The sequence below is a fragment of the Micromonospora humidisoli genome, from assembly GCF_016900955.1.
In the GTDB taxonomy this organism is placed as follows: domain Bacteria; phylum Actinomycetota; class Actinomycetes; order Mycobacteriales; family Micromonosporaceae; genus Micromonospora; species Micromonospora wenchangensis.
This window is the reverse complement of record NZ_JAFEUO010000009.1, coordinates 23,021-40,272: the sequence shown is the minus strand read 5'-3', so window position 1 is coordinate 40,272 and position 17,252 is coordinate 23,021. Positions and strand designations below refer to the sequence as shown.

Annotated in this window: 17 protein-coding genes; 9 read left to right on the top strand and 8 right to left on the bottom strand. The window is 72.8% G+C overall.

The features are described from left to right. Window positions 1-28 precede the first annotated feature (28 nt). Genes JQN84_RS27650 through JQN84_RS27640 form a run of 3 tightly spaced genes read left to right on the top strand, consistent with a single transcriptional unit; the run spans window position 29 to window position 2,162 of the window. The gene (locus JQN84_RS27650) at window positions 29-985 is read left to right on the top strand and encodes a carbohydrate ABC transporter permease (RefSeq protein WP_204961495.1); all 957 of its coding nucleotides are present in this window, start codon (window positions 29-31) and stop codon (window positions 983-985) included. Then, window positions 982-1,815, top strand: coding sequence for a carbohydrate ABC transporter permease (locus tag JQN84_RS27645; protein ID WP_088644292.1), 834 nt, complete (start codon window positions 982-984; stop codon window positions 1,813-1,815). The genes JQN84_RS27650 and JQN84_RS27645 overlap by 4 nt, the downstream gene beginning before the upstream one ends. A 26-nt stretch (window positions 1,816-1,841) precedes the next feature. Continuing rightward, window positions 1,842-2,162: an L-rhamnose mutarotase gene (locus JQN84_RS27640; protein WP_204961494.1), complete on the top strand. Its 321-nt coding sequence runs from the start codon at window positions 1,842-1,844 to the stop codon at window positions 2,160-2,162. Window positions 2,163-2,227: 65 nt separating this feature from the next. Here the strand turns inward: JQN84_RS27640 and JQN84_RS27635 are convergent, their stop codons facing one another. After that, window positions 2,228-3,358, bottom strand: coding sequence for a mandelate racemase/muconate lactonizing enzyme family protein (locus JQN84_RS27635; protein ID WP_204961493.1), 1,131 nt, complete (start codon window positions 3,356-3,358; stop codon window positions 2,228-2,230). Window positions 3,359-3,488: 130 nt separating this feature from the next. On the opposite strand from JQN84_RS27635, the gene JQN84_RS27630 reads away from it, so the two are divergent. From JQN84_RS27630 to JQN84_RS27605, 6 genes are read left to right on the top strand one after another with little or no spacing between them, the layout of a single operon-like run. Beyond that, the gene (locus tag JQN84_RS27630) at window positions 3,489-4,424 is read left to right on the top strand and encodes a thiamine pyrophosphate-dependent dehydrogenase E1 component subunit alpha (protein ID WP_204961492.1); all 936 of its coding nucleotides are present in this window, start codon (window positions 3,489-3,491) and stop codon (window positions 4,422-4,424) included. Continuing rightward, window positions 4,417-5,397 (top strand): alpha-ketoacid dehydrogenase subunit beta, encoded by a 981-nt coding sequence (locus JQN84_RS27625; RefSeq protein ID WP_204961491.1) that lies wholly within the window; start codon window positions 4,417-4,419, stop codon window positions 5,395-5,397. Before JQN84_RS27630 ends, JQN84_RS27625 begins: the two co-directional genes overlap by 8 nt. Continuing rightward, complete coding sequence (locus JQN84_RS27620) at window positions 5,394-6,251, top strand: SDR family NAD(P)-dependent oxidoreductase (protein ID WP_204961490.1); 858 nt, start codon at window positions 5,394-5,396, stop codon at window positions 6,249-6,251. Before JQN84_RS27625 ends, JQN84_RS27620 begins: the two co-directional genes overlap by 4 nt. A 43-nt stretch (window positions 6,252-6,294) precedes the next feature. Beyond that, window positions 6,295-7,617 (top strand): helix-turn-helix domain-containing protein, encoded by a 1,323-nt coding sequence (locus tag JQN84_RS27615; protein WP_204961489.1) that lies wholly within the window; start codon window positions 6,295-6,297, stop codon window positions 7,615-7,617. Then, entirely contained in the window at window positions 7,614-7,937 is a 324-nt protein-coding gene (locus JQN84_RS27610) for a YciI family protein (protein ID WP_204961488.1), read from the top strand. The genes JQN84_RS27615 and JQN84_RS27610 overlap by 4 nt, the downstream gene beginning before the upstream one ends. Next, window positions 7,937-9,517 carry a hypothetical protein gene (locus JQN84_RS27605; protein WP_204961487.1) on the top strand — a complete coding sequence of 527 codons (1,581 nt, stop codon included), beginning with the start codon at window positions 7,937-7,939 and terminating at the stop codon, window positions 9,515-9,517. The genes JQN84_RS27610 and JQN84_RS27605 overlap by 1 nt, the downstream gene beginning before the upstream one ends. A 43-nt stretch (window positions 9,518-9,560) precedes the next feature. Here JQN84_RS27605 and JQN84_RS32150 read toward each other — a convergent pair whose 3' ends face one another. The 7 genes from JQN84_RS32150 to JQN84_RS27570 all read right to left on the bottom strand — a co-directional run bounded on the left by JQN84_RS32150 (window position 9,561) and on the right by JQN84_RS27570 (window position 17,224). Then, complete coding sequence (locus JQN84_RS32150; protein WP_204961631.1) at window positions 9,561-9,998, bottom strand: cold-shock protein; 438 nt, start codon at window positions 9,996-9,998, stop codon at window positions 9,561-9,563. A gap of 159 nt (window positions 9,999-10,157) precedes the next feature. Next, window positions 10,158-11,903, bottom strand: coding sequence for an acetyl/propionyl/methylcrotonyl-CoA carboxylase subunit alpha (locus JQN84_RS27595; RefSeq protein WP_204961486.1), 1,746 nt, complete (start codon window positions 11,901-11,903; stop codon window positions 10,158-10,160). A 23-nt stretch (window positions 11,904-11,926) separates the two neighbouring features. Further along, window positions 11,927-12,208: a hypothetical protein gene (locus JQN84_RS27590; protein ID WP_204961485.1), complete on the bottom strand. Its 282-nt coding sequence runs from the start codon at window positions 12,206-12,208 to the stop codon at window positions 11,927-11,929. Continuing rightward, window positions 12,205-13,782 (bottom strand): acyl-CoA carboxylase subunit beta, encoded by a 1,578-nt coding sequence (locus JQN84_RS27585; RefSeq protein ID WP_204961630.1) that lies wholly within the window; start codon window positions 13,780-13,782, stop codon window positions 12,205-12,207. The genes JQN84_RS27590 and JQN84_RS27585 overlap by 4 nt, the downstream gene beginning before the upstream one ends. Window positions 13,783-13,868: 86 nt before the next feature. Then, window positions 13,869-14,837, bottom strand: a complete 969-nt coding sequence (locus JQN84_RS27580; RefSeq protein WP_204961484.1) for a beta-ketoacyl-ACP synthase III — start codon at window positions 14,835-14,837, stop codon at window positions 13,869-13,871. Further along, on the bottom strand, window positions 14,834-16,609 hold the full coding sequence (locus tag JQN84_RS27575) for a fatty acyl-AMP ligase (protein ID WP_204961483.1): 1,776 nt from the start codon (window positions 16,607-16,609) through the stop codon (window positions 14,834-14,836). The genes JQN84_RS27580 and JQN84_RS27575 overlap by 4 nt, the downstream gene beginning before the upstream one ends. Before the next feature lie 216 nt (window positions 16,610-16,825). Beyond that, window positions 16,826-17,224, bottom strand: a complete 399-nt coding sequence (locus JQN84_RS27570; RefSeq protein WP_281896287.1) for a YybH family protein — start codon at window positions 17,222-17,224, stop codon at window positions 16,826-16,828. Between the last annotated feature and the right edge of the window lie 28 nt (window positions 17,225-17,252).

Here is a 17,252-nt window from a genome sequence, read left to right as displayed (position 1 = left end):
CCCGCCCGACCCGGGGAGAGGAACCCTGATGACGATCTCCACCGCGCCGGTGTCGGACCCGGTGGCCGCCGACGGCCGACCCGCGCCGACCCGCCGACGGCGTCCCGGGCACGCCCGGGAGTGGTGGCTGGGCGCCGCCCTGGTGCTCCCCGCCGTGGTGCTGGCCGTGCTGTTCAAGCTGGTGCCGCTGGTCCGGGGGGTGGTCACCAGCTTCGAGTCGTCAAGCGGCTTCGGTGGCAGCGAGTTCGCCGGGGCGGACAACTACACCCGGATGTTCGACGACCCGATGGTGCTCACCAGCTTCCGCAATGCGCTGCTGGTGGTGGCCACCCTGCCGGTGTGGATCGTCCTCCCGTTGATCCTGGCGCTGCTGATCCACCAGCGGTCGCCCGGGTGGAAGTTCTTCCGGGCGGTGTACTTCGTGCCGTACACCATCGCGCCGATCGTGGTCGGCATCATGTTCCGGCAGATCCTCGCCCCCGACGGACCGCTGAACGCCCTGCTGCGGTTCGTCGGCCTGCAACCGCTGGCGATCGAGTGGCTCAACGGCCGCTACAGCGCGCTGTTCTCGCTGGTGGCGGTCGCCCTGTGGAGCTTCTTCGGGCTCGGCGTGATGACCTACCTCGCCGGCCTGGCCACCATCCCCGAGGAGACCCTGGAGGCGGCCTACCTGGACGGGGCCGGGTTCTTCCGGCGGCTGTGGTCGGTGGTCGTGCCGATGCTGCGCCCGACCGTGGCGTACTGGAGCGTGCTGTGCGCCTCGGGCGTGCTGATCTGGCTGTTCCCGCTGATCTACGCGCTGACCCAGGGTGGGCCGGGCGACGCCACCATGCTCCCCGAGTACCTGGTCTTCCTCACCACCTTCCAGTTCCTGGACCGCGGCTACGGCTCGGCCATCGGCATCGCCCTGTTCGTCTTCGTCGCCGTGCTGTCGATCTTCAGCGTCCGGCACATGTTCACCGAGGGGACGCGTAAGCCGCGATGAACCCGCGACACTTCGCCCGGATCGGGCGCTACCTGTTGACCTTCGCGCTGGTCGTCGTCGCCGTCGCGGCGATCTACCCGCTGCTGTTCACCGTGGTCAGCTCGGTGAAGACGCAGTCCGGTTTCGCCGACGACCCGCTGGGCCTGCCGGCCGGGATCACCTTCGAGAACTACCTGGAGGCGTTCCGCCGGATGGACATGCCCCGGCTGCTGCTCAACTCGCTGGTCACCACGCTCGGCGGGTTGGTGCTGTCGGTGCTCGCCGCCCTGCTGGTCGCGTACGCGGTGACCAAGCTGCGGTTCCGGGGCGGGAAGGTGGTCTTCCTGCTGATCATCGTGACGCTGACCATCCCCAGCCAGGCGATCATCTACCCGCTCTACCAGACGGTGCTGGACCTGGGCATGTCCGGCCAGTACCAGGGCCTGATCCTGGCGTACGCGGCGTTCGGGCTGCCGCTGGGCACCTACCAGCTCGCCGGCTACTTCCAGCAGGTGCCCGACGAGCTGATCGAGGCGGCCCGGGTCGACGGCGCGGGGCACCTGACCATCCTGTTCCGGCTGCTCGCCCCGATCGCCACCCCGGCCATCGCGGCGCTGGCCATCTTCAACTTCGTCTGGATGTGGAACGACCTGCTGCTGCCGCTGGTCATCATGGGCGGCTCGGACAGCAAGACGCTGATGGTCGGCGTCTCCCTGCTCAGCGGCCAGTACGACGTGTCAGTCCCGCTGGTCAGCGCCGGCCTGATCGTGGCGCTGCTGCCGGTGCTGATCGTCTACCTGGTCTTCCAGCGGCAACTCGTCTCCGGCGCGCTCGCCGGCTCCGGCAAGTGACGCCGACGGCCGGGCCGGGTGGGCAGGTGTGCCACCTGTACCGGCTGCGCCCCGGCGCGCAGGCCGAGTACGAGCGGCGGCATGCCCGGATATGGCCTGAGCTGTCCGCGCTGCTCGACGAGGCAGGCGTCTACGACTACCACATCTACCGGCACGACCTGCTGCTGATCTGCGTGCTGCGGACCCGTCACGGGTTCGCGCACGCCCGCGCGGTGACCGCCGCCTCGCCGGTGCAGGCCCGCTGGACGGCGTCGCTGTCGGAGCTGTTCGCCGAGATCGCCGACGCCGACGGCGAGCCGCTGTGGGCGTACCCGGTGTTCCACCACCCGGGGCAGCCGCCGCCGTGAGCGGCGCGACCACGTCACGACGGCCCGGCGGGGAGATCCCGGCCGGGCCGTCGCGGTGCCCGCCGTCAGACCGCGTACGCCACCGAACCGTCGGCGCGCAGCGGGATGCGGGTCAGCGGCCGACCGGTCAGGTCCAGCGGGCGGGTGTCGGTCAGGTCGAGGGTCACGCCCAGGCCGGGTTCCTGCGGCACCGGCAGGAACCCGCCCTCACGGCGGACGCAGGCCCGCGCCGGGCCGTCGGCGAGCTGGTCGTCCAGCGGCGAGTACTCCTGGGTGACGAAGTTCGGGATGACCGTGTCGAGCTGCACCGAGGCCATGGTGAGCAGCGGACCCAGGCAGTTGTGGGTGACCACGGCCGCGTGGTGCGCCTCGGCCAGCGCGGCGATCTTGCGGGCGTGGCTGAGCCCACCGGCCAGCCCGACGTCGGGCCGGACGTACTGGGCGCCGGCCTGGGCCAGCAGCTCCTTGAACTCCCAGATGGTGTGCAGCCGTTCCCCGTTGGCCATCGGCACGCCCGACGCCCGCCGGCCCACCTCGGCCTGGCTGCTCACGCTGTCGATCTGGATCGGGTCCTCGACCAGCAGCGGCAGGTGCCGGGCCAGCGCCGGCACCACCGCCTGCGCCTGCAACGGGGTGAGCTTGCGGTGCAGCTCGATGAGCAGGTCGACGTCCGGGCCGACGGTGTCGCGGACGGCGGCGGTGGTGGCCTCGGTCTCGGCCACCAGCCGGGCTTGCGACAGGTCGCCGTAGGCGGCCGGCAGCGGGTCGAACTTCACGGCGGTGAAGCCGTCGGCGACCGCGGCGGCGGCCTGTTCGGCCAGCGCCTGCGCGCCGGTGCCGGGCAGCAGCAGGTGCAGCCGGATGCGGTCGCGGACCCGGCCGCCGAGCAACTGCCACACCGGCACCCCGAGCCGCTTGCCCAGCAGGTCCCACAGCGCCAGGTCGACGGCGGAGACGGCGGCGGTGAGCACCGAGCCGCGGAACGGGCCCATCCGGTAGAGGTGGTGCCAGTGGTGCTCGATCCGGTCCGGGTCGGCCCCGAGCAGGTACGGCCGGAACGTCTGCACCACGGCGTGCACCGCGTCGGGGTATCCCCAGCACGCGGACTGGCCCACCCCGGTCCGCCCGTCGGACGTGCGTACCTGGACGAAGTGCGCGTCTCCGCGTACCGCCGACTCCACCTCGACGATCTCCATGCCGACTCCCCCAATTAGAGACCAATAACGGCCACAAACTTGCTTGTGCACTCTTCCATAGCCCTGGACTGCTGGTCTAGGCTCCTCAACCAACGAGCCGGAATAGGGCTCAATTATCTCTGGGGGTGTGATGGGGCAGCTCGACGACTATCGGCTGATGGCCCGGATCCGCCGGTTCGAGGAGCGGCTGACCGCCCTCAAGGACGCCGGTGAGATCCCGGGCTCGATCCACCTGTGCAACGGCCAGGAGGCCATCCCGGTCGGCGCGTGCCGGGCGCTGCGCGACGGCGACCACGTCACCGCCACCTACCGCGGCCACGGCTGGGCGATCGCCCGCGGCGTCGACCTCGCCGGCCTGTTCGCCGAGATGATGGGACGCGACTCGGCCCTGTGCGGCGGACGGGCGGCCTCGCCGTACCTGTCCGACCCGGGACGCTGGTTCGTCGGCGAGAACTCCATCGTCGGCGCGGGCGTGCCGATCGCCACCGGCGCGGCGCTCACCGCCCAGCGCACCGGCAGCGGGGCGGTCAGCGTGGTCAGCATCGGCGACGGCGCGATGAACCAGGGCAACGTGCACGAGGCGCTCAACCTCGCCGCCGTGCTCGACCTGCCGCTGGTGCTGGTGCTGGAGAACAACGTCTACTCCGAGATGTCCCGGATCTCCGACATGGTGCGGGTGAAGCAGCTCGCCGAACGGGCCGCCGGCTACGGCCTGCCCGGCCGGGTCGTCGACGGCAACGACCCCGACGCCGTCGCCGAGGCGGTCACCGAGGCCGTCGACCGGGCCCGGGAGGGCTCCGGCCCGTCCATCGTGGAGGCGATGACCGAACGCCTCGTCGGCCACTACAGCGGCGACGTGCAGCACTACCGCCCGGCCGGCGAGATCGCCGCCGCCCGGCAACGCGAACCCCTGGCCCGCATCCGCCAGGCCGCCGACGCCGACCTGACCGCCCGGCTCGACGCCATCGACGCCGAGGTGTCCGCCGAGATCGAAGCCGCCGTCACCGCCGCCCGCGCCGTCCCCCACCCGGACCCGGCGACCGCCGAGGAGCACGTCTATGTCTGAGTCGCTGCGCTACATCCAGGCCGTCAACGCCGCCCTCACCTGGGCCCTGGACAGCCGGACCGACACCATCTATTTCGGCGAGGACGTCGCGCTACCCGGCGGCCCCTTCGGCGCGACCAAGGGACTGCACAAGCGGTTCGGCTCCGAACGGATCTTCGACACCCCGATCTCCGAGACCGGCTTCCTCGGCATGGCCCTCGGCGCGGCCATGACCGGACTGCGCCCCATCGCCGAGATCATGTACGCCGACTTCTCGTTCGTCGCGATGGACCAGATCGTCAACCAGATCGCCACCATCCACTACTCCAGCGCCGGCCGGTGGAAGGCCCCGCTGGTGATCCGGATGCAGCAGGGCTACTCCCCCGGGGCGTGCGCCCAGCACTCCCACTCGCCGGAGGCGTACTTCGCGCACACCCCGGGCCTGCGGGTCGCCCTGCCGGCCACCCCCGACGACGCGTACCAGATGCTGCGCACCGCCGTGGTCAGCGACGACCCGGTGGTGGTCGCCGAGGCCCGGATGCTCTACCCGACCCGGGGCCCGGTGCGCACCGACGCCCCGGTCGAGCCCGTCGGCGGGGCCCGGGTGGTCCGCCCCGGCACCGACGTCACCGTCGTGGCCTGGTCCCGGATGGTCTCGGCGGCCCTCGACGCCGCCGGCGCCCTGGCCGAGGAGGGCATCGACGTCGAGGTGGTCGACCTGCGCTGGCTCAACCCGCTCGACTTCGACACCGTCGCCGCGTCGGTGGCCCGCACCGGCCGGCTGGTCGTCGCCCACGAGGCCAACCTGACCGGCGGCTTCGGCGCGGAGATCGCCGCCCGCGCCGCCACCGAGTGCTTCACCGACCTGCGCGCCCCGATCGCCCGGGTCGCCGCACCGGACGTGCCGATGCCCGCCGCGCCCGCCCTCCAGGCCGTCGTGGTGCCCGAGGCGGCCACCGTCGCCGACGCCGTCCGTCGGACGGTCCGGGCGTGAACGACGCCGTCCCGCCCGCTGCCGCGGGCGCACCCGACGCACACCGGCCGGCCGGCGCGGACCCGCACGACGGCACCCCGCCGGCCGGCGTCGGCACCCCCGGCACCGCACCCGCCGGTCTGCTCGCCGGCCGGCGGGTGGTGGTCGTCGGCGGCGCGTCCGGCATCGGCCGGGCCACCGTCGCCGCCGCCGCGGCGGCCGGCGCGGCCGTCGCCGTGCTCGACGCCGACGCGGTCGGCGCGGACACCGCCGCCGCGCAGGTCCGCGACGGCGGCGGCCGGGCCTGCGCGCACCGGGTGGACGTCAGCGTCGAGACCGAGGTCGCCGAGGCGCTCGACGCCGCCGCCGCCGACCTCGGCGGGATCGACGCCGTGCTGCACGTCGCCGGGGTGATGCGCGGGCAGGGCCTCGACGTCCGGGACGTGCCGGTCGCGCTCTGGGCCCAGGTCATCGCCGTCAACCTCACCGGTCCGTTCCTGGTCGCCAAGCACGCCGCCCGGCACCTGCTCCCCCACGGCGGGGTGCTCGTGCTGGTCGGCTCCAAGGCGGGCGTGCAGACCGGCTCAGGCTCGGTACCCTACGGCGCGAGCAAGGGAGGGTTGCACGGTCTGGCGCTCACACTGGCCCGCCAGCTCGGTCCACAGGGGATCCGGGTGCACACGCTCTGCCCCGGCGACATCGACACGCCACTGATGCGGCGGTCGCTGTCCGAGGCACGGGCCAACGGCGCCGACGGCGGACGGATCGCCGCCGTCGAGGCCACGCTGGGCCGCCCCGAGGACGTCGCCTCGGCGCTGGTCCTGCTGGCGTCGTCGGCGAGCGCCGGCCTCACCGGCACGGTCTGTACCGGCTGAGCACCCCACCCACCAGGGCAGCGGCACACCACGTGGAGGCATTGTGATCGGCATCATCGGCCCGGAGGACTCGATCCGGCTCGTCCGGGAGGTCGCGGCCGGGGAGGGCCGCGCGGAGTCGATCACCACCCGCGCGTACACCCGGCCGGAGCAGGCCCCCGAGCTGGCCCGCGAACTCGACGAGATGTGCCAGGTGCTGCTGTTCACCGGACGCATCCCGTACACCTTCGCCACCGCCACCGGGGAACTGCGCGCCGAGATCGACTACGTCCGGCACGCCGGCATCGACCTCTACCGCACGCTGTCGCGGATGCTGCTGGCCACCGGCGGGCGGCTGCCCCGGGTCAGCGTCGACACCATCGAGGCGGAGACCGTCCGGGAGACGTACCACGACATCGAGGTCGAGCCGCCCACCGAGATCCTGCCCATCGCCGACTCGTCCGGGCTGCTCTTCTCCGGCCTCGACGAGATCACCGCCTACCACCGGGAACGGTACGCCTCCGGCGCGGTCGAGGCGTGCCTGACCTGCCTCGGCGCGGTGCACCGGGACCTCGCCGACAGCGGGGTGCCGGTGTGGCGCGTCGAGCACACCCGGGCGTCGGTCCGTGACGCGCTGCGCCGGGCCTGGCTCGCCGCCGAGGTACGCCAGTCCCGGGCCACCCAGATCGCGGTGATGATGGTCGACCTGGGCGCCCCCACCCAGCGGGCACAGGACCCGTACCAGGCCGAGCGGCAGCGGCTACGGGTCCGCGAGGCGCTGCTGGAGCACGCCGAACGGATGCGCGGCCGACTCGCCACCGTCGACGACCGGACGATGATCATCACCACCACCCGGGGAACCGTGGAGAGCGCCCTGGCCCGGCACCGCGACGGGCACGCCTCGCTGCTCACCCTGCGCGGCATCGACGTCGAGCACGCCGTCGGCTTCGGCGCCGGCACCACCATCGCCGCCGCCGAGGACAACGCCCGCAAGGCCCTGGCGCTGGGCCGGCACAGCGGCGACACCCACGTGGTCTTCCCCGACGGGGAGGTCCACTCCAGCCGGCAGACCGCCGTGCGTCCCCGGCTGCGCGAGACCGGCCCGGGCATGCTGCGCGTCTCCGAGCAGCTGCGGATCGGACCGCTGTCCACCCGACGGCTGCTGGAGGCGCTGCACCAGATGGACCCCGACCAGATCACCGCCCGGGGCCTCGCCGACGCGTACGGGGTGGAGGCCCGCTCGGCCCGCCGGCTGCTCAACGCGCTGCGCGCGGCCGGCTTCGCCGAGGAGGTCGGGGTGCACGTCAGCACCGGCGCGGGCCGCCCGCAGACCGTCTACCGGGTCGCCATGCAGCGGCTGCTCGGCGCGATCGGAGCCGACAGGTGAGCCGCCCCGCCACCGGGGAGCTGCTCTTCGTACCGACCTACCTGGTCACCGCCACCTTCGCCGCCGACGCCGCGCTCCGGCGGGACCCGCACCGGGCCGCGCACCTGGCGCACATGCGCGACCTGCTCGCCGACGGCACCGCCCTCGTCGTGGGGGCCCGCGCCGACCTGCGCGCCTCGGTGCTGGTGCTACGGGCCGCCGACGCGCCCGCCGCCCGCGCCCACCTCGAACAGGACCCCTATTGGCGGCACGGGGTGTGGACCGCGATCGACGTGGTCGACTACCTTGCCGCCACCGCACCGACCATCGGGAGGTCATGATGTCGTCGTTCCGAAAGCTTTCCGGGGTCCGGGTGCTCGGGGCCGAACACGCCCCGTTCGCCGCCGACCTGCTCCGCGCGGCGTGGGGCGAGGGCGGCGTCGACGCGGTGCCGGTCCGGCTCGTCGCCGACCCGGCGCTGCCCGAGGGCGGCCACCGCGTCGACGTGCCGGAACAGGGTGAGATCCGGCTCGTCGGCGACCCGTTCGCCGGCCTGGTGTACGCCGCCCGCGCCCTGCTCGCCGCCGCCACCCCCGCCGGACTGCCGGTGGGCAGCACGGTGAGCGCCCCCGGACTGCCGCTGCGCACCCTGTGGACCTGGGACCACTCCACCAACTGGGACACCCGGCAGCTCGGTCAGCAGGAGATCGGCGCGCTCAACCCGTACGCGAAGTCGGCCGACGCGTTCGGCGCGGACTACCGCCGCCTGGTCGACTTCTGCTCCCGGGAACGCATCGGCGGCATCGTCGTGTACGGGCTGCTGCGCGACGCCCACGGCGGCGTCACCGCGGCCCGTGACCTGTGCGAGTACGCCAACGCCCGGGGCGTGCGGATCATCGCCGGGGTGGGGATCAACGCCTACGGCGGGATCTACTTCGACGGCCGGCACCGCTACAACCTGGCCACCTGGCTGCGGCAGCGCCCCGACCTCGCCGCCGAACTGCCGAAGAAGGTCGGCTTCGACATCGACGAGTTCGGTGACCTGCACTTCCCGGCCAGCGAGTACATGATGGCGGCCTGCCCGTCCCAGCCGGACAACCTGGCCTGGCACCGCGACGCCATCGACTGGCTGCTCGACACCCTGCCGGTGGGCGGGATCAACTTCGAGACCGGCGACTACGGCAGTTGCGCCTGTGCCCGGTGCTCCGCCCGCACCGGCGGCGAGCGCACCTCCTGGTCGTACGAGGCGATGCGGTCGGTCTACCCGACGCTGCTGGCGACGGCACGCCGGCCCGGCCCGGCCGGGGTGCCGCTGCGCCACCTCGTCGAGGTGTACTGGGACAACATCTTCGACCTCGACGCCCAGAAGCCCCTGGCCGACCTGCCCGACGACGTCGCCTACCAGTACTGCGTGAACCGGGCCTTCTGGTACGACCAGCGGGACCGGTTGACCGCCGCGCACGTCGAGCGGCTCCCGCACACCACGAACGTGCTGCGCACCCACGCCGGTTCGCAGTGGAACCGGCAGCGCCACTCCTGGGTGCCCGAGATGTACGCCGACATGGCAGCCCGGTCCGGTTCGGCCGGGATGCGCGGGTTGACCATCTTCGCCGAACCGTCCGCCTACCACCCGACCAACGAGATCAGCTACCTGGCGTACGCCCGGTTCTCCTGGAACCCGGGGCTGGCCTGGGCGGACTTCTGGCGCGACGAGGTCGCGCCCCGGTTCGGCGGTGCGGCCGAGGCGGAGGCGTTCCGCGACGGGGCGGCGCTGCTCGACGACCCGGCGGCGAGCGGTACGGCGCTGGCCGCCGTGTCCGCCGACGCGCTGGGCATGGTCGCGGCCACCAGCGGCGAGGTGCGGCGGCGGTGGCTCTGGCTCGCCGAGCGCACCTCGCGGTACGCCTACGCCGCCGGCTGACGCCGGCACGGGCCCACCGGGGGTGGGCCCGCACCGGACGGGGTCAGTCCTCGATCCACCCGTGGGAACGGGCGAACTGGGTGAGGTGCTGCCGGATCTGGCTGATCTGGGCACCGGTGAGCGTCGGCACCTGCTCCACCAGCAGTTCCGTGATGTTGGACCGGAAGGTGAAGGCGGTCAGGACGTCGCACTCGTCGTCGTCGCCCCGATCGGTCACCGGCAGCCGGGTCACCGTCGGCGCGGCGGACGCCGACGGGCGCGACGCGACCGGGGCCCCCGGGTTGAGCAGGCGCGCGTAGAGCGCCTTGATCCCGCGGTTGCCCTCCACCGACTCGAACTCCACCCGCATCCCGGGCGCGACCGACGGACGCTGGTCGCCGAAGTCGTTCGCGTGCACGAAGACGTCCTCACCACCGCCCTCCGGGCTGATGAAGCCGTACCCCTTCACGTCGTCGAAGCTGAGAATCGTACCGACCGCCACCGCGACCACCACCCCACGAACAAGAGCCACCAGAACAGAAGAACCACCGCAACGGGAACCCAGCTTAGGGGCACCGTCATCGGCGCGGTACCCATGGTAAGGGAGGCCCGGTCCCCCACCGCACCGGTCGCGCAGCCACCGCCCGCCGAACACCACCGGTCAGTCGATGACCTCGCAGATGACGCCGTCGGCCGGCAGCACCGCGCCCACCTCGACCTGCATGTTCTTGACCACACCGGCCCGGTGGGCCAGCACCGGCTGTTCCATCTTCATCGCCTCCAGCACGACCAGGAGCTGGCCGGCCTCCACCGGTTCGTCCTCGACCACCGCGATCCTGACCACGGTGCCCTGCATCGGCGCGGTCACCATGCTGCCCGACACCGCCGGACGGGCCTGCGCGACGCTGCGCCGACGGGGCCGCGCCGGCGGGGCCGACCCGGCGGGCGTCGCCGCGAGGGCGGCCGGCAGCGACACCTCCATCCGCCGGCCGTTGACCTCCACCACCACCTGCCGGCGGGCGGGCTCCTCCGTCCCGGCGGCGGTCGGCCGGTCGTGAGGCTCCAGCCGGTTGTCGAAGTCCCGCTCGATCCACTCGGTGTGGACCAGCAGCGCGGGTCCGGCGAAGGCCGGGTCCTCGACGACCGCACGGTGGAACGGCAACGTGGTGGCCAGGCCCTCCACCGTGAACTCGGCCAGGGCGCGGCGGGCCCGTTGCAGGGCCTGGTCCCGGGTGGCGCCGGTGACCACCAGTTTGGCCAGCAGCGAGTCCCAGGACGGTCCCACGGTGCTGCCGCTGCGTACCCCGGTGTCGACCCGGACGCCGGGCCCCGAGGGGGGTACGTAGGCGGTGACCGTGCCCGGGGTCGGCAGGAACCCGCGCCCCGGGTCCTCGCAGTTGATCCGGAACTCGATCGAGTGGCCCCGGGCCGGCGGGTCGTCGTACCCGATCGGCGCACCGTCGGCCAGCCGGAACATCTCCCGGACGAGATCGATGCCGGCCACCTCCTCGCTGACCGGGTGCTCGACCTGGAGCCGGGTGTTGACCTCAAGGAACGAGATGCTGCCGTCGCTGTCGACCAGGAACTCGCAGGTCCCGGCACCGACGTAGCCGACCTCGGCGAGGACCGCCCGCGACGCCCGCCGCAGCTCGGCGTCCTGCTGCGGGGTCAGGAACGGCGCGGGCGCCTCCTCGACCAGCTTCTGGTGCCGGCGTTGCAGGGTGCAGTCGCGGGTGGAGACCACCACGACCGTGCCGTAGCGGTCGGCGAGACACTGGGTCTCCACATGCCGGGGACGGTCGAGGAAACGCTCCACGAAGCACTCCCCCCGCCCGAACGCGGCAACGGACTCGCGGACGGCCGACTCGAACAGCGCGGGGATCTCATCGAGGGTACGGGCGACCTTCAACCCCCGACCGCCCCCACCGTGCACCGCCTTGACCGCGACCGGCAACCCGTGTTTCCGGGCGAACGCCAGCACCTCGTCGGCGGAGTCGACAGGCCCCGGCGTACCAGGCGTCAGCGGGGCGCCCACCCGGCGGGCGATCGCCCGCGCGGCGACCTTGTCGCCCAGCGCACGGATGGCCGCGGGCGGCGGCCCGATCCAGGTCAGGCCCGCCGCGAGCACGGCCTCGGCGAAGTCGGCGTTCTCGGACAGGAAGCCGTACCCCGGGTGCACCGCGTCCGCGCCGGCCAGGGCGGCGGCCCGCAGGATGCGGTCCGGGTCGAGATAGCTGGTCGTCGGGGTGTCCCCGCCGAGCGCGTAGGCCTCGTCGGCCAGGGCGACGTGCAGGGCGTCCCGGTCCGGGTCGGCGTAGACCGCCACGCTCGCCAGCCCCTCGTCACGGCACGCCCGGGCCACCCGTACGGCGATCTCGCCCCGATTGGCGATCAGTACCTTGCGCACGCCTGCTCCCCTCGTCGATGTCCTCACCGGGCACCCCGGCGCCAGGCGGTCGCGCTGCGGTCCACCGGCAGGGACCGGCGCAGCACGGCGACCCGGGCCGCCCGTACCCGCTGCGGGGGCCGGTCGGCGGGCGGCGCGGCCAGTGTCTGTACCGCCACGAGGACCGCCACGATCTCCTCAGGCGTCGCGTCGGCCCGTACCGTCAGGTCCGCCCGGTCCCCGGCGGGCCGGTCCGGCCGCCCCGGACCGTGCCCGGGCCGTGCCCCCTGCGGGTACCGCCCGCCACGGAGGTCCCGCCCGGTCACAGCGGGATGTTCCCGTGCTTGCGGGGCAGCCGGTCGACCCGCTTGTCGCGCAGCGCACGGAGGGCCTCGACCACCTGGGTACGGGTCTCCCTGGGCAGGATCACCGCGTCGATGTAGCCCCGCTCGGCGGCCACGTAGGGGTTGCACAACGTCCGCTCGTACTCCGCGCGCAGCCGTTCCCGCTCGGCCCGGGGGTCGGCGGCGTCCCGCAGGGTCCGCCGGTGCAGGACGCTGACCGCCCCTTCCCCACCCATCACGGCGATCTCGGCGGTGGGCCAGGCCAGGTTGATGTCGGTGCCGAGATGCTTGGAGCCCATCACCCCGTACCCCCCGCCGTAGGCCTTGCGGGTGACCACGGTGACCATCGGCACGGTGGCCTCCGCGTAGGCGTAGATCAGCTTCGCGCCCCGCCGGATGATGCCGCCCTGCTCCTGCTCCAGGCTGGGCATGAAGCCGGGGACGTCGACGAAGGTCAGCACCGGGATGTGGAACGCGTCGCAGGTGCGGATGAAACGGGCCGCCTTCTCGCTGGCGTCGATGTCGAGCACCCCCGCGAGTTGCATCGGCTGGTTGGCCACCACGCCGACGCTGTGCCCGTCGACCCGGCCGAACCCACAGACGATGTTGCGGGCGAACAGCGGCTGGACCTCCAGCAGCTCACCGTCGTCCAGGACCGCCCGCACCACCTGCGTCATGTCGTACGGCCGGTTGCGGTCGTCGGGGATGAGCGTGTCCAGGGCGGCGTCGGTTTCGGCGGCGTCCGCGCGCTCCGACACGGCGAACACCGGCGGGTCGGTCATGTTGTTCGACGGCAGGTGCCCGAGCAGCAGCCGGACGTACTCGAACGCGTCCTTCTCGTCGGCGGCGAGGTGGTGGGCGTTTCCCGAGATGGTGTTGTGGCTGTGCGCACCGCCCAGCAGTTCCCGGTCCACCTCCTGCCCGGTGACCGTACGCAGCACCTCGGGGCCGGTGACGAACATGTGCGAGATGCCGTCCACCATCACGACGAAGTCGGTGATGGCCGGCGCGTACACCGCACCACCCGCGCACGGGCCGGTCATCAGGGAGATCTGCGGAATCACCCCGGATGCCTGGACGTGCCGCTTGACCAGCTCGGCGTAGTAGGCCAGCGACACCACCCCCTCCTGGATGCGGGCACCACCCGAGTCGTTGATGCCGATGATCGGTGTGCCGGTCCGCAGCGCGAGGTCCATCACCTTGATGATCTTCTCGCCGTACACCTCACCGAGGCTGCCGCCGAAGACCGTGAAGTCCTGGGCGAACAGGTACACCCGGCGACCGTCGATGGTGCCGTGACCGGTCACCACCCCGTCGCCGTACGGGCGCTCCCGCTCCATCCCGAAGCTGTGGCAGCGGTGTCGGGCCAACGCGTCCAGCTCCACGAAGGAGTCCGGATCGAGGAGCGCCTCGATCCGCTCCCGGGCCGTCAGCTTGCCCTTGTCGTGCTGCCGTCGCACGGCCCGTCCGTCGTCCGGGTGGTGGGCCGACTCGCGGCGGCGGACCAGCTCCGCGAGCCGCCCGGCGGTGGTGGTCGAGCCGTCGTCCGTGCCCAGGGCGTCGGAGGACCGCCCGGTCGCGGTCGGCCCGGTCGACGTCGGGTCCGGCGCGGTGCGTCCCGCGCCCGGCTGTGGTGTCGCGTTCACGGCAGCGTCACCACCTGGGCGGCGTAGGTGAGCCCGGCGCCGAAGCCGACCAGCAGGGCCGACTCCCCCGCCGCGACCGCCCCCCGGGACAGCAGGTCGTCCATGGCCAGCGGAATGGACGCCGCCGAGGTGTTGCCGGCGTGCACCACGTCCCGGGCCACCACGGTGCGCGGACCGAGCCCCAGGGCGCGCGCGGCGGCCTCGACGATCCGCAGGTTGGCCTGGTGCGGGATGAACGCCCCGAGGTCGTCCGCCCGTACACCGGCGGCGGCCAGCGCCCGGGTCGCCGTCTCGGGGACCAGCCGGGTGGCCCAACGGAAGACCTCCGGCCCGGCCATCCTCATGTAGGGCCAGGCCCCGCCGTGCCGCCACGCCCCGTCGTGGGCGATCATCTCGTGGCGTTCCCCGTCGGACCCCCAGACGACCGGCCCGATCCCCCGGTTCTCCGCCGGCCCCACGACCACCGCGCCGGCCCCGTCGCCGAAGAGGAAGGCGGTGCCCCGGTCGTCGGGATCGACGATGTCGCTCATCCGCTCGGAACCCACCACCACGACCCGGTCGACCTGACCCGAGCGCACCATCGAGTCGGCGACCGCCAGGCCGTAGCAGAAGCCCGAACAGGCGGCGTTCAGATCCAGCCCGGCGGCGTTACGGGCCCCGATCAGGGTGGCCACCCTGGGGGCGGACGGTGGTGACTGTTCGAGGATCGACATGGACGCCAGCACGACCGCGTCCACGTCCCGGGGATGCGTCCCGGACTGCGCCACCGCCTTGCGGGTCGCCTCCGCCGCCATCCCGACGATGGTCTCCCCGTCGTCGGCGAAGCGCCGCGAGACGATGCCGGACCGCTTGCGGATCCACTCGTCCGAGGAGTCGATCCGGGCGCAGATCTCGTCGTTGCCGACCACCCGGCTCGGCCGGTACGCACCGACACCGAGGATCGCCGACCCCCGGAGCCCGCTCACCTGTGGGCTCCCGTCGTCGGCACGGCGTTGACCGGCAGCGCGACCAGTGTGCCCTCCTCGTAGCGCCGACGGCAGGCGCGCCGCTGCACCTTGCCGCTGGAGGTCTTCGACAACGCGCCCCGGCGCAGCATCAGGATCTCGTCGGCCTCCAACCGGTGCTTCTCCCAGATCGCCGCCCGCACCAGTTCCCGGGCCGCCGCGAGGCCGGGCGAGCGCAGCACCCGCCCGTCCACCTCGATGAGCACCACCAGCCGCTCGGAGGTGCCGTCGTCGACGGAGAACGCGGCGGCGCAGTTCGGATGCAGCCCGGGGACCGCCTGCTCCGCCGACTCCTCGATGTCCTGCGGGTAGTGGTTGCGGCCCTTGCGGATGATGACGTCCTTGAGCCGGCCGGTGACGTACAACTCGCCGTCGTGCAGGAAGCCGAGGTCGCCGGTACGCAGGTGCGGGGTGTCCGGATCGTCGAGCAGGCGGGCCCGGAAGGACTCCTCCGACAGTTCCTGACGCCCCCAGTAGCCGCCGGCCACACAGGGGCCACTGACCCAGATCTCGCCGACCCGGCCGGGCGGGCACTGCGCGCGCGAGGTGGGGTCCACGATGCGTACCGTGGTGGACGGCACCGTCGCCCCGCAGCTCACCGCAGGGACCGGGTCGACCCGCGGTCCGTCGGCGAGGGTGACCACCCCGTCGGCCAGCGCGCCCGGATCGACCCAGAGGACCTTCGGGGGGCGGTGCTGGCTGCTGCCGGTGACCTTCAGGGTGTTCTCGGCCAGGCCGTAGCCGGGACACATCGCCTCGGCGGAGAATCCGTGCGGGGTGAACGCCTCGACGAACGAGGTGAGCGTCCCCCAGCGGACCGGCTCCGCCCCGTTCGCGGCGACCCGCCAGCGGGACAGGTCGCCAACCGCACCCGTGCCGCCCTCGGCGGCGGCGCGCACGCACAGCTCGTAGGCGAAACTGGGGGCCGCGGAGTGGGTGCCGCCGAACCGGGCGATGGCTTCGAGCCAGCGTGCGGGCCGGCGGATGAAGGACTCGGGTGCCATCAGGAACGACGGCACCCCGGCCCACAGCGGCAGCACCACACCGAAGAGCATCCCCATGTCGTGGAACAGGGGCAGCCAGTTGACCACCTTCCCGTCGGGGGCGAAGGGCCACAGTTCGTCGGTCTCCCGGGCGTTGTGCATGAAGTGCCGGTGGGTCACCACGACGCCCTTGGGGTCGCCCGTCGAACCCGACGTGTACTGGAGCAACGCGATGTCGTCAGGTCCGGGCGCGACCGCGCCCCAGTCGGGCGGCGGCGGCGCGGACGGGGCGTCGTCCGTGGCGACGAGGGCGAGTCCGGCCAGTTCGGGTGCGTCGCCGAAGCGCGACTCAAGGTCGGTCTTCACCGCCAGCGTGGTCAGGACCGTGGTGGTACGCGCGTCGTCGGCGATGCGGCGCAGCCGGGCCAGCCCGTCACGGCGGCGGGGCACCTGCATCGGGGCGCTGGCCACCCGCGCGGACATGCAGCCGAGCAGGGTGCGGATGAACTCCAGGCCGGAGGGGTAGAGCAGGACCGCCCGCTGGCCGGTCAGTCCGAGGGCCGCGAACCGGGCCGCCCGGGCCGTCGCCGCGTCGTGGAGCTGCCGGAAGGTCAGGGTCTCCTCGGGTTCCTCGCCGTCCCGCAGGAACACGTACGCGGTCGTGTCCGGCTCCGTGGCATCACGGAGTCGCAACACGTCCGGCAGGGTCCGGATCTCCGGACCGGAGGGGTGGAGCAGGCTGCTAGCCATCGTCTGCGTCTCCTTGTCGCGCCGGGACCGTCACGCACTGCCACGGCCACGGATCAAACGGAATCGCCATCGCTTCGGGCGACGGGCTGTCCACACGAGCGAATGCCTTCCGCGACCGCGGTAACGTCGAAGTCACCGAGAATTCTCCGTAGGCCACCTGCGGAAGCGGCCCGGCCCCGGACGGACCACCTCCGGCGCCGGGCCACCCGGGAATTCTCAGGAATGATCTTCGGACGGCACCGGACGGTCCACGGCCAGTCGCCAGTCGCCTTCCTCATTGCGTACGAGCACATCCGTGCAGGTCCCGTTGATGTGCGTCATCTCACCGTCCGGCCCGGGGATGTCCAGGCTGTAGTCGACGATCAGAAGGGACGTGTCGGAGGTGGTGTAGGTCTGCAGGACCTTCGAACGAATCCTCGGTCCGGTGGCGAGGAAGTCGACGAAGAAATCCGTTCGGGCCTTGCCCGACAGCGGTGCGCCGGAGATGTTCGAGACCGCATCCTCCGTGTACATGGAGTCATAGAGCGCGCCGTTTCCGGAGTTGAACACCTTGACGAACAGATCGTTCTGCAGGTCGGGGTCGTCGGGAATGGTGGAGTCGACGAGGTTGTCCACGGTTTTCCTCCTGGGCTTGTCGGTGGCC

Coding starts and splice junctions, on each gene's coding strand:
- JQN84_RS27625 (WP_204961491.1), top strand. CDS start 4,417: ATGTCTGAGTCGCTGCGCTACATCCAGGCCGTCAACGCCGCCCTCACC.
- JQN84_RS27645 (WP_088644292.1), top strand. CDS start 982: ATGAACCCGCGACACTTCGCCCGGATCGGGCGCTACCTGTTGACCTTC.
- JQN84_RS27650 (WP_204961495.1), top strand. CDS start 29: ATGACGATCTCCACCGCGCCGGTGTCGGACCCGGTGGCCGCCGACGGC.
- JQN84_RS27630 (WP_204961492.1), top strand. CDS start 3,489: ATGGGGCAGCTCGACGACTATCGGCTGATGGCCCGGATCCGCCGGTTC.
- JQN84_RS27605 (WP_204961487.1), top strand. CDS start 7,937: ATGTCGTCGTTCCGAAAGCTTTCCGGGGTCCGGGTGCTCGGGGCCGAA.
- JQN84_RS27635 (WP_204961493.1), bottom strand. CDS start 3,358: ATGGAGATCGTCGAGGTGGAGTCGGCGGTACGCGGAGACGCGCACTTC.
- JQN84_RS27575 (WP_204961483.1), bottom strand. CDS start 16,609: ATGGCTAGCAGCCTGCTCCACCCCTCCGGTCCGGAGATCCGGACCCTG.